Source organism: Psychrobacter arcticus 273-4, from assembly GCF_000012305.1.
Lineage (GTDB): Bacteria > Pseudomonadota > Gammaproteobacteria > Pseudomonadales > Moraxellaceae > Psychrobacter > Psychrobacter arcticus.
Genome location: NC_007204.1, coordinates 255,890 through 270,424, shown reverse-complemented (window position 1 = coordinate 270,424; position 14,535 = coordinate 255,890). Strand labels below are relative to the sequence as shown.

Below are 14,535 nucleotides of genomic sequence, written 5' to 3'. Positions count from 1 at the left end.
TGACAGGCACAAAAAAATGCCAAAAATGGCAACGGCTGGTTTTAAATAAAATTTAATAGAAATATAGAATATAAATAGCAGGAATAAAACTAAAATATGGGGCGACTGATGGGACTCGAACCCACGACAACCGAGATCACAACCCGGGGCTCTACCAACTGAGCTACAACCGCCATAACTATGGCCTGATTAGGCAATATTTGCAGGCTAAATGGTGCGCCTGGCAGGATTCGAACCTGCGGCCACCTCCTTAGAAGGGAGATGCTCTATCCAGCTGAGCTACAGGCGCTCTTAGAGGACTTTTACATATTTTGGTTAGCTTGATATACAAGAAACCAAACCATTATACATAAAAAAAAGCCTGTAAGGCTCTTTAAAATAGATGGTCGGAGTGATAGGATTCGAACCTACGACCCTCTGGTCCCAAACCAGATGCGCTACCAAACTGCGCCACACTCCGAAATTTTCTATTATCACGATAGTTTGTTGATTAACTGGTTGTTGGCAATGCCGCTAACTGGCTAACGTTCCTTGCTATCGAGGTGCACATATTAATGGGAAACGCCGATGGTGTCAACACCTATTTTTAATTAATTTGAAATAACTGCTAAATTATTTAAAAAAGGCTTATTTCTTATAAACTGAGCGTCGACAACTAGCGTTACTCAACATAGTGCTTAAGGACCTATGCGCTCATTATACTACATCTTGTGTCGGAAGCAAGTCAGTGTTTATCGTAGCTGTCAGCACATTAAAGGGTATCAGCCATAACTGAGCATAGGATGCGTTTTCACTATTATATGTGTCCTGAGTGTCTTGCTTCAATACAACCGCTTGTCTCTGATCGTCTTGTACCGGATATACCAGCCAGACTTGCTCTGCTTGATAAGCCTGCGCATAGCTGCTCAATTGATAGGCGTCGCTGGCACTAATAGCGCTGGCATGCGCTAAATGCTTCCATTTAATATCGATCACATGGCTATAGTGACGTGAATGCTTTTCTCGCGCATCCTTTGCTTGTGAGACATAATTATCATACATGGCGGTATTTTCAGCACTTGAATGTATCTGCTTATAAATCAGTAAATCAGGACGAATAGACAAACACGCCTGCCCTTCTGCATCATTGAGCCAGACACGCTGCGTTTGAAACAGTGGTTTATAGTCGTCGCTTAACTGCTGGAAAAATAGCGCGATACGCTGACTCGCCCATTGTTCAAACGCTTGATTCATATCAATCAATAGGCATAAGCGCTGCGGCGTTAATTTTTTATGAAATGGGTTTTGTGAATCGATACTGTGACCAGTCTCAGCATGTGACTGGCATAGCAGCCAATAAGCAAAATCTACTAGCTGCTGGGCGGCTTGTAATTGCTGCGCTTGCAGTGGCTGAATCGCAAGCTCATGCTTCGCTTGAAAATATATTGACGCTAGCTGGCGTATTTCATACTGATGTAGAACAGAGACTTGCTGCCACGGCTGCAAATATAGAAGAAGGTTTGATTGGGATAGCAGAGGGGCAAGCAGCTTTAATGCACTTTTAATGATTCGATTAGCCAGCATGCCTTTACTCAGCACACTGCGCTCACAGACGAATTTATGAGGCTGCATACTATTGTGGCGCAGCTGTTCTTTTATCAGCAGGCGACCTTGTAACGCTGTTTGGTTATGGATTTGGGTTTGATAATGCGTGATCGGCTGATGATGCGCTAAGCGTTGCAAAAACTGAGTAATGAGCCAATCAGATAAAGGCAATGCGGCTACTGGCAGCGCTATCAACGGGCTGCTGAATTGCCCAAAATTTTTGCTATGAGGCGATTTGTCATCATCACTATTCATTAAGTCTGACAGCATATTTTGTACCCAGTGACGGGTTTGAAAAATATCTGTATCTGCTAGCGGCTTATTTGGCTGGCATGACTGCTGAGTAGGGCTACTAGCAGTGTTTCCGATAAGTTTTGGCAGTATCTCAAGGATCATACCGCTAGGCATGACAATGACGCCGATATAATGTCCAACCTTTAGTTGCCACTGTCCTTGCTTACGCTTAATGCTAAAAACTGACAGCTCTTGCGCTATCAACCACTGAAAATCAGAAATGTATGAAAAATCATGCATTATTAAGCGCTGATGCTCGAACACTGTCATGATATGAGCGGTAAGATTGCTGTCAGGCATACTCATATGAGCGCTTTTTATCTTATGTTTTGCAGCGCTCTGATTGCGTCCATTGTTATTCATCACTGATTAACATCCTCATGGATATAAGCGCTGATAGACGGCGGTATTGGCAAACTCGCCAGTCTTGGCAATAAGGTCAGTATTAATTGCATAACTACCTGTATGCATAGACTGAGCAAAATAGGATTGCTGTCCTGCAAACATTGAGTGTTGAGCGGCTATAGTATTCTGGCTAGCTATTCGATTGGATATATCATTATTCATTAACGTTTGGCTATCATGAATAAATTGCGCCTGCATCGGCTGCTGTTCATCTTTAAAGATATATTGCAAGGTGGCAACTTGCCCACCTGCTGCTTGGGCTAATTGCGGAATGATTTGTTCAACCAATACTATTTGTAACTGCTCAAGACTATGCACAGAGAACAAAAACGCATGACCCAATTGCGCCTCAATCCCTAGTGTTTGGCTAATACGAAGATTTAAACCCGTCAATACTTTGGCTAAATCGATGGACTCCGCTGCGTTTGGTATTTTTGACGCTTTGCTAAGACTTATAATCGGCAGCAGCTCAGGCTGCGACGGGCAGTTAATAAATCGAAAACGTCGACGCAGTGCCATGTCTAGTGGTGCTAAAGAATGATCTTGGGTATTCATGGTCGCATAAATATCAACATTGGCAGGCACACCAAATGTTCGCCCAGAGTATGCCAAATTCACCGTCATCGCATTGGCTGTACCCACTCGTTTATCAGGTTCAATAAGGCTGAGTAATTCACCAAAAACGCGTGAGACGTTGGCACGATTGATCTCATCAATCAGCATGGCATAACGCTGCTGAGGATCATTAGCAGCGCGCTGGCACAATTTTAAAAATGCGCCGTCTATAATGCCGTAGCTCATTTGAGACAGGCTGTTATTCGACTGATTAGAGGCTGCCATCATTGGGCGAATGCCTTCGACAAACTCTTCATAACCATACGCTTGATGAAAGCTGACCATACTAAAGCGCTGCTGCTGAGAGGGCGCATGTTGGCTGGCATTATTGTCATACTGCGCCTGCTGAAATTCTGACAATTGCTCTGACAATGCGCTTAATAACATCATGCTGTCAGGCAATAAATACCAAGCACCGCTATGATCTTTATCAAAGTAAGCTTGGCTGGCTCTATTTTTATACGTAACGGTTTGTGAGCTGGTTGGACTGTGCATTTGCAGCACAGTCCATGCCGTATTACTTAAATTCTTCTCACGTGCGTTTTGCGCCGCTTTGGCGACAAAAAACTCATGATTGACGATTTCAGGTACTTTTACTAAGTCTTGTTTTTGCGATTGAAAATCTAAAAATACTAAACAGACAACGTCACGCCAGCTCAAATCTTGCAATAACTGCTTGAGCAAATCCTCATCATTGGCTCTGGTCAGATAATCCGTATATTCTTTAGAGATTTGGAGTAATCGGTAGGTTTTACCCGTACCCGCGACGCCCGTATAAATAATATTGGTCGGCTTATCATTAGACACATCAGGCATAGCATTATCCAGCGAAAAATTATAAAAAAGTGCTAACATTTTATCATTATAGTTGCTCACTCTACATTGTATCACTGCTTCGATCACTAACGCCTAAGAGGCCGTTACGTCACTGTTCTTTTGTAAGCGTAGCAGTACATGGTAATAACAGTAGCGACTGAGCAGTTAATGTAACATAACTAAAATAGCTGCTAGGATAAAGCCTATTCGGTGACTCATTGATGACATGAGCCTTTTAACCCTATAGTTGAAATACTTTAAAGTCGCTACAGTACTACTGGTGTAAATTTTTTGCAGCCTCTGTCTGCGTAGGCACAGCAAGCAAGAAAAATTTGCACCAGTAGTACGTGTTGTATCGATATTACTTTTCACCGACTATAGTATCACTAGCATTGTAAATCTCACTTAATTGAGGAATATTGTATGTCAGGATTATTAAAAAAACTCCCTATCAAACTGACCAATAAACTGCCAGCCAAAGTCTCTGAGAACACAAAACCTGCGGTCAAAAAATCTAATAGCACGCTAAAACCGATCAGCAATCAATTCACCAAACTGTTATCCATCACCAAATACCTACCTGCTGGTGCACGCTCGAGCATTTTATCGAAAGCGTTTGGTAAAGTGGTGCCTTATGTGGGCACAACGGGCATCTATTATGAAACGGTCGAGCCAAACCAAGTGGTGGTCAGTTTAAATAACACCAAATCCGTGCAAAACCATATCGGCTCCGTCCATGCGGTTGCCATTACCTTGCTTGCTGAAACGGCAACGGGCTTTATTTTAGGCTTAAATTTACCGTCTGATCGTGTACTATTGATTAAGTCTTATTCGCTGAATTTTTATCGTCCGATTAAAAAAGGACAAATGGCTGCTATCGCAAGCTTATCTGATGAGCAGCGTTTAGATATTTTAAATACCCCAAAAGGTGAGATGGTCATTCCGTGCGTCATTCATGACCGTGAGTCGGACAGTGATCGCGACCCAATCGTAGTCGAGATGACATGGGCGTGGATACCCAAGTCTGAATTAGAAGCGCGTCGTCAAGGTAAAGCTAATGAAAAATCGGCAGAGGTTGATACTGAGTCTCATAACAAAGCAGAAGCAGTAGAAACCGAGCAAGACAATCCATCAGCTGATAATGATGGGGCTGTTTAAGACAAATAATGCATGAAGAATACGTAAAGCAGGGCGCTATCAATGTTAATTAGCGTTGCATTTGGTGTGTTAATCTAAGTATAAAAACAGGGCAAATGTATTATTCTTAACTGGCTAAACCGAAAAAGACTACAAGTAAGATTGCATGATTTTGTTATAATAACATTTTGTTTTACTCGCCATTAGGATTTTCAGTTATGTCAGAGAACACTAGCACTGCTACTCAACCGACACCCCTTTTGCAGGATACCTTTACTGTAGGCAGTCGTACTTTTTCTTCTCGATTATTGGTCGGTACGGGTAAGTATAAAGATATGACTGAAACGGGCGCTGCAATCGGCGCGTCAGCAGCAGAGATAGTGACGGTCGCTATTCGTCGTACCAATATTGGTCAAAATAGTAATGAGCCTAATTTGCTTGATGTCATTTCACCGGATAAATACACTATTTTGCCCAATACAGCGGGCTGTTTTGATGCAGAAACGGCGATTCGTACTTGCAAGCTTGCTCGTGAGCTATTAGGTGGGCATAATCTGGTTAAGCTTGAAGTATTAGGGGACGAAAAAACCTTATACCCTAATGTGATGGAAACACTCAAAGCGGCAAAAGTGTTGATTGATGACGGTTTTGAGGTCATGGTATATACGTCAGACGACCCTATCGTTGCTCAAGAGCTTGAGAGCATGGGCTGTGTGGCAATTATGCCACTTGGTAGCCTGATTGGCTCTGGTCTTGGTCTGATCAATCGCCATACGCTAAGCTTGATTATTGAAAATACTAAGGTGCCCGTATTGGTTGATGCCGGTGTCGGTACCGCTTCTGATGCCGCGATTGCCATGGAGCTTGGCTGTGATGGTGTACTGATGAACTCAGCGATTGCCAATGCTAAAAACCCTGTGATGATGGCTCAAGCAATGAAGCATGCGGTCTGGGCAGGACGTCAGGCTTTCTTAGCGGGTCGTATGCCGATGCGCAAAATGGCAACTGCCAGCTCACCACAGACGGGATACTTTTTTCAGTAGCATTAAGTATTAGTTGATTGTATTTTTCATTATAAAAGGATTTATTATGCGGCTTCTTACGGCAGTCGACCAGTTATTTTTACTTCTTGAGTCGCGTAAACATCCCATGCATGTTGGAGGTCTATTTTTATTTGAATTACCAGAAAATGCCGATATCAGTTTTGTTCATCAGCTTGTAAAACAGATGCAAGACTCTGATGTACCGCCAACCTTTCCTTTCAACCAAGTGCTTGAGCATATGATGTTTTGGAAAGAAGACAAAAATTTTGATGTCGAGCATCACTTGCATCATGTCGCACTACCCAAGCCTGCCCGGGTGCGCGAACTTTTGATGTATGTTTCAAGGGAGCATGGTCGTCTATTAGACCGTGCCATGCCGCTATGGGAATGCCATGTGATTGAAGGCATTCAGCCAGAAACTGAAGGTAGCCCAGAGCGCTTTGCTCTGTATTTTAAAATTCATCACTCGCTGGTTGACGGTATCGCTGCCATGCGTTTGGTCAAAAAATCCTTGTCACAATCGCCCAATGAGCCTGTTACTTTACCTATTTGGTCATTAATGGCACATCATCGCAATCAGATCGATGCGATTTTTCCCAAAGAGCGCTCCGCTTTACGCATCCTCAAAGAGCAAGTATCTACGATTAAACCCGTATTTACAGAATTGCTGAATAATTTTAAAAATTACAATGACGACAGTTATGTCAGCACCTTTGATGCGCCGAGGAGTATCTTAAACAGACGCATTTCAGCATCGAGGCGTATAGCAGCACAATCTTATGATATCAAGCGCTTTAACGATATTGCTGAGCGCATCAATATTAGCAAAAACGATGTGGTGCTTGCGGTTTGTTCTGGCGCAATCCGGCGTTACTTGATTTCTATGGATGCGCTACCGAGCAAACCGCTTATTGCTTTTGTCCCCATGTCTTTACGTACTGACGATAGCATAGCAGGCAATCAGCTGTCATTTGTTCTTGCCAATTTGGGCACCCATCTGGATGATCCATTGAGTAGGATCAAACTGATTCATCGCAGTATGAACAATAGCAAACGCCGTTTTAGACGCATGAACCAAGCGCAAGTCATTAACTACAGCATCGTCTCTTATGCGTGGGAAGGAATCAACTTGGCGACCGATCTATTCCCTAAAAAACAAGCCTTTAACCTGATCATCTCAAATGTTCCAGGCTCTGAAAAGCCGTTATACTGGAATGGCGCGCGCTTAGAATCCTTGTACCCTGCATCGATTGTCTTTAACGGGCAAGCAATGAATATCACGCTGGCAAGCTATTTGGATAAGATGGAATTTGGTATTACTGCGTGCAGCAAAGCCTTACCTCATGTGCAAGATATGCTGATGCTTATAGAAGAAGAGTTGCAGCTGCTTGAGAGCGTTAGTAAAGAGCTTGAATTCAATGGCATCACAGTTAAAGACAAAAGCGAGAAAAAACTAAAAAAGCTGGCTCCGTAACGGAACCAGCTTTTATTTGTAATACCTAGCTATCTAAATGGTGCGGTTAAAGAGCGTCGCCCCATGCTGGTACAACTACTTGCATCAAAGGCTTTAGTAATTTTATATTACAGGCAAAGATAGAGCCTGATGTCATCGAGTTGTGTGCACCTGTATGATCAACGACCACACCGCGTGCTTCGGTGACGATAAGCTCGCCTGCAGCGATGTCCCAAGGCTTGATTGACATCTCAAAATAACCATCAAAACGACCGGCTGCCACATAACATAAATCAAGCGCTGCTGAGCCTAAACGGCGAATTTGACCGCCCGCTTCAGTGATTTTTTGTAAGCTTTCATAATGCTCTTTGGCATAAGAGATGATTTCACCATTGCGCTTACGCTCAAGAGGATGACCAGTAGTAAATAAACCACCATCAATGGTTTTACGCTCACTAACACTGATACGGCGTTGATTTAAACGGGCGCCTTTACCGCGGCTGGCAGAGAACATCTCATCACGGACAGGGTCATAGATGACACCATGTTGAGTAACGCCTTTATGTTGTACGGCGATAGACACACAAAACTGTGGTACGCCATGAACGAAGTTTTTGGTGCCATCTAATGGATCAATAATCCAGCACCAGTCAGCATCTTCCCCGCGACCTTCCTGCATACCAAACTCTTCACCCAAATACGAGTGCGTTGGGTAGCTAGATTTTAGCGTCTCAATCGTCAGCTCTTCACTAAAGCGATCAATACGGGTGACCAGACCATCTAATCCTTTTGACTCGATATCTAGCTCAATTTTGTGACGGTTTTGATGCGCGTATAAAATCTCTTTACCGACTTTTTCAGCAGCACGCGCTGCGATGACGACCATGGGTTCCATAAAATAACCTGCTTGTTTGATGAATGAATATTACTTGATAAGCACCAATTGATAGATACTCATTGATAAAGAATAAATATAAAGTAAGAAGTACTTATGATATAAATACTACTGATAAAATCAAAGAAAAATAAAGCCTGATTATAAAACTTTGCTTATAACGTTGGCTGAAAACATCTACACTCAAAACATGCTGCTATTATTGGAAACTGTCATTACTTAGAGTTATTCAAGCTTAAAACTAAAACCATCATAGCTTAAAATCACAGCCACATAGCAAACCATCATATATGGTTGCTATCAGTCGCACCGCCCAAGTTGTCAAATAATTCACACCTACGGCAAGCAGGCGATGTTTTGGCGCAAAAATTCACGCTTTATTTTTTACGACGCTATTTTATCAATTTTTTATGGACTATGGTTATTTATTATTTTTATAATTTAGCATACAGCTCTTTCACTTTCCTTAAAACTTTGAACCACATCAGTTAAGATAATAATTGTTGGAGCTGATTGACCACACCTTCTACGTCTAAACCACAATCTGCCCACTGTTCTGATTGAGAGCCATGCGCTACAAAGCGATCAGGGATACCTATATTACAGATAGCCGGGCGATGGTTTTTAAAGGCAGCAGAATCATTTAACAGGTATTCATTGACCGCACTGCCTGCGCCGCCCATGATCGTATGCTCTTCTAAAGTCGCTATATGAGTGACACCTTGTAAAAGCAGCTGCTCTAAAAGTGTGGTATCTAAAGGCTTAACCCAACGCATATTGACCACATGCAGCTGACAGCTTGATGCTAATAAAGGAGATTTTGCAATCATTTCTGCCGCTTGCTGAGCCGTTGCAACCATCGTACCGAATGCCAGTAATGCCAATTTTTTTGGCGCATCTTTTTCACCCAGTACCGACTCTATGACCGCTTTACCAATGTTATAAGTTTGCGCCGGCTGCGTAATAGTCGCGCCAGTGCCGACACCGCGCGGATAGCGCACTGCTGTACAACCTTGGTATTCATAACAAGTATTGAGCAAATGATAACATTCGTTTTCATCTTTTGGTGCCGCAATCATCATATTGGGCACGCAGCGTAAAAAGGCAAAATCGAATACGCCCGCATGCGTAGCACCATCTTCACCAACTAGGCCGGCGCGATCAATCGCAAACATCACATCAAGATTTTGTAAAGCAACATCATGAATAAGCTGATCATACCCGCGCTGTAAGAACGTCGAATAAATCGCCACAATCGGCTTTACGCCTTGTGTTGCCATGCCGCCAGCCAACGTCACAGCGTGTTGCTCAGCAATCGCTACATCAAAGAAACGCTCTGGAAACTGACGAGCAAACTCAATCATTCCTGAGCCTTCTTCCATGGCTGGGGTAATAGCGAGCAACTTATTGTCCTGTACTGCTTTATCACATAAAAACTGCCCAAACACTTGTGAGTACTTTAAGGAAGGCTTAGCCGCTGCTTTTTCAATTTTGGGCGCGTCATCTTCAGCAGGTAAACTGCCAATAGCATGATAACCTACTGGGTCTAATTCAGCAGGCGCAAAGCCTTTACCTTTAGTGGTATAAATATGGACTAAAACCGGACCCTTGACTTGCTTTGCAAGCGACAAAACGCGCAGCAGCTCAGGAATATTATGACCATCGAAAGGACCGAAATAGGTAAAGCCAATCGCCTTAAATAGATTGTCTTCTAATTGCGGTACATCACGTTGCTTTTTATGGCGCTTACGTCGATCAAAGGCTTGCATATCAGGGCGTCGACATAATATCGGCTCGCCTGCATCAGAGATATCAACCTGATACCCTGACTCCCAAAGCATCGCTAAATGCCGCGAGAATCCACCGATCGAGCAGGAAATCGACATGTCATTGTCATTTAAAATCACCATCAAATCAGCGTCTTGTTGCACCGCATCATTCATCGCTTCAAAAGCCATGCCACCTGTCATCGCACCATCGCCGATAATACAAGCAACGGTCTGCGCACGCCCTTGATAGCGTAGCGCTAAGCTCATGCCTAAACCTGCTGAGATGGATGTCGATGAATGACCAACCCCAAAGGTATCATAGACAGATTCTGCGCGTTCTGGAAAAGCGGTTAAGCCAGCTTTAGAGCGGATAGTTCCTAACCGATCACGGCGACCCGTCAGTACTTTGTGCGCATAAGCTTGATGGCCCACATCCCAAACTATCTGATCTTGCGGAGCATCCAATAAATAATGTAGCGCAATGGTCAATTCAATTACGCCTAAATTGGCACCAAAATGACCACCACTTTGACCCGCTGAATACAATACAAACAGCCTTAGCTCATCGGCTAAAGCAATAAGATCAGCAGTGCTAAAAGCTTTGAGATCAGCAGGGCTATCCACTCTATCGAGCAGTGGCGTATAGGGACGCTCACGTGGGATCACTGCATACGTTTGTTGCAGGTTTGATAGCGGTACAGCAGAATCAACAGCTGACGCAAATAATGACTGAGACTGTAGGGAATGAGGTGACTGCTGCATAAAACGTACGATACCTACCAATCTGCTGACAAGCTGCTACCTTAGACGATGTCTAGCAATAGCAATAGCAATAGTCTAAGTGGCGTTAATAATAGTGAGGCCATCATTCATATCATTGCTAATGCAATTAATGGCATCGACTATACAATTAGTGATACAGCTTTTATCGCTGCAAGTTATCCAAAATACGCTATTTGATATAAAACAGCAACGTTTAACCATAATCCTAAGGACTGCTCTAATAGCTGGCTCAAAGGTCAGGCTAATAGCTATTATGCCTTATTATGCCCTATTATTTTGCATCTATATCGGACGTTAATGACGACATAGTAATGTAAGGGCAAAGACTTGTCACTGTATCCGTCAAAATAGTATGGCATAATAGCATTTATTTTTAATTGTCGCTTTAATCATCGTGCGCCGTCTGTGAACTTTGTGTGTTTTTATAATTTGTGGGTTTTTATAATAAGTATAATTAGCATACTATTATTTTGCGCACCCGCTACCCTACAATAACTTAGCTATTATTATCAAGCTATGTCAGACGGTTAGCGCTACGATGATCAGCTTATGCAGGGCATTAATGTCATATCAATTTATTACTAGCGCCAAATTGCCTACTCGTCACGGCGAGTTTGATATTCATATCTTTGAAAATGATGAAGGTCAAGAGCATGTGATGCTGACTGTTGGTCTGCCTGTGGTTGATCAAACGGATACTACCGACAGCCTGCCCTCGCCTGATACCATCTTAAATCAAGAAGACAATGCTTTATCAGAACGCCCTATTCCTTTAATACGGATTCATTCTGAGTGCTTGACCGGTGACGCTTTTAGCTCCTTAAAATGTGATTGCGGACCACAGCTAAATACGGCTATGCACGCAATACAAGAAACCGGCTGCGGGGCTATTCTATATCTGCGCCAAGAAGGTCGCGGCATCGGTCTGACCAATAAAATCCGCGCTTACGCCTTACAAGATCAAGGTCACGACACTCTAGATGCCAACCTTATGTTAGGACTACCTGCTGATGCGCGTATTTATGATATGTGCGGACCGATGCTTGCTCATATCGGCGTTGATGCGGTACGCCTTATCACCAACAATCCCAGTAAAGTCGCTTACTTAACCGAGCATGGTATCGATGTCATTGAGCGTGTGCCATTGGTCGTTGGGGTGAACGATATGAATGCTGAATATCTAGCGACCAAGCGCGATCGTATGGGTCATTTATTAGACACAGATTTTAATACCACCTTACACCTTAATAAATAGCAAATAATCAGATATTTTATGAGCATCCCAAATATAGACAACGATATCAAAGTGTCATCGACCGATGCAACAACGATACCAAGTCATCATGACATCATGCGTGTGCGTGAATTTCTAGTCGATTTGCAAGCACGTATCTGCCAAGCGTTAGAAGCACAAGAGCGCGATGGCTGCGCTGATGCGCATAAAGCCGCTACCTTTTTTCCTGATGATTGGGAGCGCCCTGAAGGCGGCGGGGGTCGCTCGTGCGTATTGGCAGATGGCGAGGTGATTGAAAAAGCCGGCGTCATGTTTAGCCATATTCACGTCCAAAACCTGCCTGCTTCAGCAACCGCCCGTCATCCTGATATTGCCGGTCGTAAAGCACAGGCGATGGGTGTCTCATTGGTTGTCCATCCAAAAAACCCTAACGTCCCCACTAGCCATGCCAATGTGCGGTTATTTATTGCCGAAGCAGAAGGCAAAGACCCTATTTGGTGGTTTGGTGGCGGTTTTGATTTAACCCCATTTTATCCTGTGCTTGCTGACTGCATCCATTGGCATCAGGTTTGTCATGATCTTTGTGCGCCTTTTGGCGATACTGTCTATCCTGATTTTAAGCAGTGGTGCGATGAGTATTTCCACCTACGTCACCGCGATGAGCAGCGTGGTATCGGCGGCTTGTTTTATGACGACGTCAATACTGAGAGCCGCGGTTGGGATTTTGAAACCTGCTTTAAATTTATGCAAGCGGTTGGTAACGGCTACCTTGAGGGTATCCTGCCAATTTTTGAGCAGCGTAAAAATGCGCCCTATACCGAAGCGCAGCGTGAATTTCAGCTCTATCGCCGTGGCCGCTATGTTGAATACAACCTCGTTTATGACCGCGGCACCCTATTTGGACTACAAAGCAATGGACGTATTGAATCCATCTTAGTCAGTATGCCTCCGCTTGCTAGCTGGCATTATCGCTTTGAGCCAATTGAGGGTACACCTGAGTTTGAATTGACTGATTTTTATCTAAAACCACGCGATTGGTTGATTTTATAGTCTAAATTGTAACGCATAAAAATACCCCATAAGTTGTGTCCAACTTATGGGGGTCAGTTCACAAGCCGACCTTTTTTATTTCCTAGATTAAGCCATCAAATCCGCTTGTACGATTTCAATCCAATAACCATCGACATCTTTGATAAAAACAATGTTTTTCATGCTGCCTTCATCTGGACGTTTTTTGAATTCGACATGATTTTCATCAAACCAAGCCACCGCTGCATTGAGGTCAGGTACGTTAAAACAAATGTGACCAAAGCCTTGTGGTTCTTGATTGCCATCATGATAGCTAAAGTCCGCTTTTGTCTCAGTACCATAGTTATGAGTCAATTCCAAAATACCACGCTGACGGAAGGCAAAAATCTCTAAATCGTTACCCGACGGCAAATTTTCACGCTCGCTCTCAGTAAGCTTGGCTAAAAAATACAAATCAAAACCCATGGCTGGGAATTTTTTGACTGCCAGCAATGTCATACCTAAGACGCCAGTATAAAACTCTAAAGACCTCACAGGATCTTTGACACGCAGCATCGTATGGTTAAAGGTATAACCTGTCGTCTGCGCTGAGATAGGCTGTACGCCATCAGCCTTTACGCTGCTTTCAGGTTGCTCTTGTATTGAATGGTCGTTATTAAAAGTATCATTATTATTCATAGTTATTCCTATATTTAAATATTTTTAATCGCTAATAGATTAAACAGTCATACTTATAACGCTCAGTCTCTACAGGACACTATTAAGCATCCAAAAATCGTACCTTTCCTGTTTCTAAGTCGTACTCGGCACCAACGATCAATAGCTGACCACTACTGGTTAAGTCCTCTAACGCACGCGAGCCATGTTTTAATTGGCTAACTGACATATGCACATTGGCACGTATAGAGCGATCAACCAACTCGTCTGCATCCACATCCTGACCGTTGGCGGTTGCAAGTTCATGTAGGTTGTAGACACTTGGACGGATACGGTCAACAATAGATTGCAAATTGGGCGAGTAGTTTTTCTCAGGATTGATTAGTGCTTCAACACAAGCGGTGACCGCACCGCAATGCGAATGACCAAGTACCACGACCAATTTGGTGCCAAACTTTTCGGCAGCAAACTCAACCGAGCCAATTTGCGAGGGAGCAACCACATTACCTGCCACGCGTATGACAAACAAATCACCCAAGCCTTGATCAAAGACAATCTCAACCGGTACCCGTGCATCTGAACAACCCAAAATAATCGCTACCGGGTCTTGGTCGCTGACAAGTTCTGGACGTCTTTGCATGCAAGGATCGGTGCTGGTCAAGCTATCTACGTAGCGCACGTTACCTTGTTTAAGAAGCGCCAATGCTTCTAGACCTGTTTGGAGGCGTGTATCGTGAGGCATAATAAGTCCTTGATCATTTAAATAGTTAACATGGTAGGTCGCTCTACAGCCATCCTGTCCATAGAGCCTATATTTCCGC

11 protein-coding genes and 3 tRNA genes are annotated in these 14,535 nt (G+C 43.5%); 5 read left to right on the top strand and 9 right to left on the bottom strand.

Translation table 11 applies throughout. The features are described 5' to 3' along the window. Positions 1-97 precede the first annotated feature (97 nt). From PSYC_RS01185 to PSYC_RS01165, 5 genes are all read right to left on the bottom strand, one after another. A tRNA-His gene (locus PSYC_RS01185) sits at positions 98-173 on the bottom strand. A 39-nt stretch (positions 174-212) separates the two neighbouring features. Further along, positions 213-289, bottom strand: a tRNA-Arg gene (locus PSYC_RS01180). A gap of 94 nt (positions 290-383) precedes the next feature. After that, positions 384-460, bottom strand: a tRNA-Pro gene (locus PSYC_RS01175). A gap of 236 nt (positions 461-696) precedes the next feature. Beyond that, positions 697-2,184 carry an McrC family protein gene (locus tag PSYC_RS01170; protein WP_049750929.1) on the bottom strand — a complete coding sequence of 496 codons (1,488 nt, stop codon included), beginning with the start codon at positions 2,182-2,184 and terminating at the stop codon, positions 697-699. Positions 2,185-2,256: 72 nt separating this feature from the next. Further along, positions 2,257-3,714 (bottom strand): McrB family protein, encoded by a 1,458-nt coding sequence (locus PSYC_RS01165; RefSeq protein WP_227500340.1) that lies wholly within the window; start codon positions 3,712-3,714, stop codon positions 2,257-2,259. Positions 3,715-4,137: 423 nt separating this feature from the next. Here PSYC_RS01165 and PSYC_RS01160 point away from each other — a divergent pair, with 423 nt between their 5' ends. The 3 genes from PSYC_RS01160 (at position 4,138) to PSYC_RS01150 (ending at position 7,368) form a co-directional block, all read left to right on the top strand. Then, positions 4,138-4,872, top strand: coding sequence for a DUF4442 domain-containing protein (locus tag PSYC_RS01160; RefSeq protein ID WP_011279536.1), 735 nt, complete (start codon positions 4,138-4,140; stop codon positions 4,870-4,872). Between the two features lie 197 nt (positions 4,873-5,069). Next, positions 5,070-5,894, top strand: coding sequence for a thiazole synthase (locus tag PSYC_RS01155; protein ID WP_011279535.1), 825 nt, complete (start codon positions 5,070-5,072; stop codon positions 5,892-5,894). A 46-nt stretch (positions 5,895-5,940) separates the two neighbouring features. Further along, positions 5,941-7,368: a WS/DGAT/MGAT family O-acyltransferase gene (locus tag PSYC_RS01150; RefSeq protein ID WP_011279534.1), complete on the top strand. Its 1,428-nt coding sequence runs from the start codon at positions 5,941-5,943 to the stop codon at positions 7,366-7,368. Positions 7,369-7,414: 46 nt separating this feature from the next. On the opposite strand, the gene PSYC_RS01145 is transcribed toward PSYC_RS01150, so the two are convergent. Both PSYC_RS01145 and dxs read right to left on the bottom strand, forming a co-directional pair. Next, positions 7,415-8,242 carry an inositol monophosphatase family protein gene (locus tag PSYC_RS01145; protein WP_011279533.1) on the bottom strand — a complete coding sequence of 276 codons (828 nt, stop codon included), beginning with the start codon at positions 8,240-8,242 and terminating at the stop codon, positions 7,415-7,417. 488 nt (positions 8,243-8,730) lie between these two features. Further along, entirely contained in the window at positions 8,731-10,773 is a 2,043-nt protein-coding gene (gene dxs, locus PSYC_RS01140) for a 1-deoxy-D-xylulose-5-phosphate synthase (protein ID WP_011279532.1), read from the bottom strand. 583 nt (positions 10,774-11,356) lie between these two features. Here dxs and ribA point away from each other — a divergent pair. Both ribA and hemF read left to right on the top strand, forming a co-directional pair. Further along, positions 11,357-12,049, top strand: a complete 693-nt coding sequence (gene ribA / locus PSYC_RS01135) for a GTP cyclohydrolase II (protein ID WP_011279531.1) — start codon at positions 11,357-11,359, stop codon at positions 12,047-12,049. An 18-nt stretch (positions 12,050-12,067) separates the two neighbouring features. Continuing rightward, positions 12,068-13,078 carry an oxygen-dependent coproporphyrinogen oxidase gene (gene hemF, locus PSYC_RS01130; RefSeq protein WP_011279530.1) on the top strand — a complete coding sequence of 337 codons (1,011 nt, stop codon included), beginning with the start codon at positions 12,068-12,070 and terminating at the stop codon, positions 13,076-13,078. Between the two features lie 87 nt (positions 13,079-13,165). Here hemF and gloA read toward each other — a convergent pair whose 3' ends face one another. Continuing rightward, entirely contained in the window at positions 13,166-13,735 is a 570-nt protein-coding gene (gene gloA / locus PSYC_RS01125; protein ID WP_011279529.1) for a lactoylglutathione lyase, read from the bottom strand. A gap of 82 nt (positions 13,736-13,817) precedes the next feature. Then, complete coding sequence (locus tag PSYC_RS01120; protein WP_011279528.1) at positions 13,818-14,456, bottom strand: carbonic anhydrase; 639 nt, start codon at positions 14,454-14,456, stop codon at positions 13,818-13,820. Positions 14,457-14,535: the final 79 nt, after the last annotated feature.

Coding starts and splice junctions, on each gene's coding strand:
- PSYC_RS01160 (WP_011279536.1), top strand. CDS start 4,138: ATGTCAGGATTATTAAAAAAACTCCCTATCAAACTGACCAATAAACTG.
- PSYC_RS01150 (WP_011279534.1), top strand. CDS start 5,941: ATGCGGCTTCTTACGGCAGTCGACCAGTTATTTTTACTTCTTGAGTCG.
- gloA (WP_011279529.1), bottom strand. CDS start 13,735: ATGAATAATAATGATACTTTTAATAACGACCATTCAATACAAGAGCAA.
- PSYC_RS01170 (WP_049750929.1), bottom strand. CDS start 2,184: ATGAGTATGCCTGACAGCAATCTTACCGCTCATATCATGACAGTGTTC.
- PSYC_RS01155 (WP_011279535.1), top strand. CDS start 5,070: ATGTCAGAGAACACTAGCACTGCTACTCAACCGACACCCCTTTTGCAG.
- PSYC_RS01120 (WP_011279528.1), bottom strand. CDS start 14,456: ATGCCTCACGATACACGCCTCCAAACAGGTCTAGAAGCATTGGCGCTT.
- hemF (WP_011279530.1), top strand. CDS start 12,068: ATGAGCATCCCAAATATAGACAACGATATCAAAGTGTCATCGACCGAT.
- PSYC_RS01165 (WP_227500340.1), bottom strand. CDS start 3,714: ATGCCTGATGTGTCTAATGATAAGCCGACCAATATTATTTATACGGGC.
- PSYC_RS01145 (WP_011279533.1), bottom strand. CDS start 8,242: ATGGAACCCATGGTCGTCATCGCAGCGCGTGCTGCTGAAAAAGTCGGT.
- ribA (WP_011279531.1), top strand. CDS start 11,357: ATGTCATATCAATTTATTACTAGCGCCAAATTGCCTACTCGTCACGGC.
- dxs (WP_011279532.1), bottom strand. CDS start 10,773: ATGCAGCAGTCACCTCATTCCCTACAGTCTCAGTCATTATTTGCGTCA.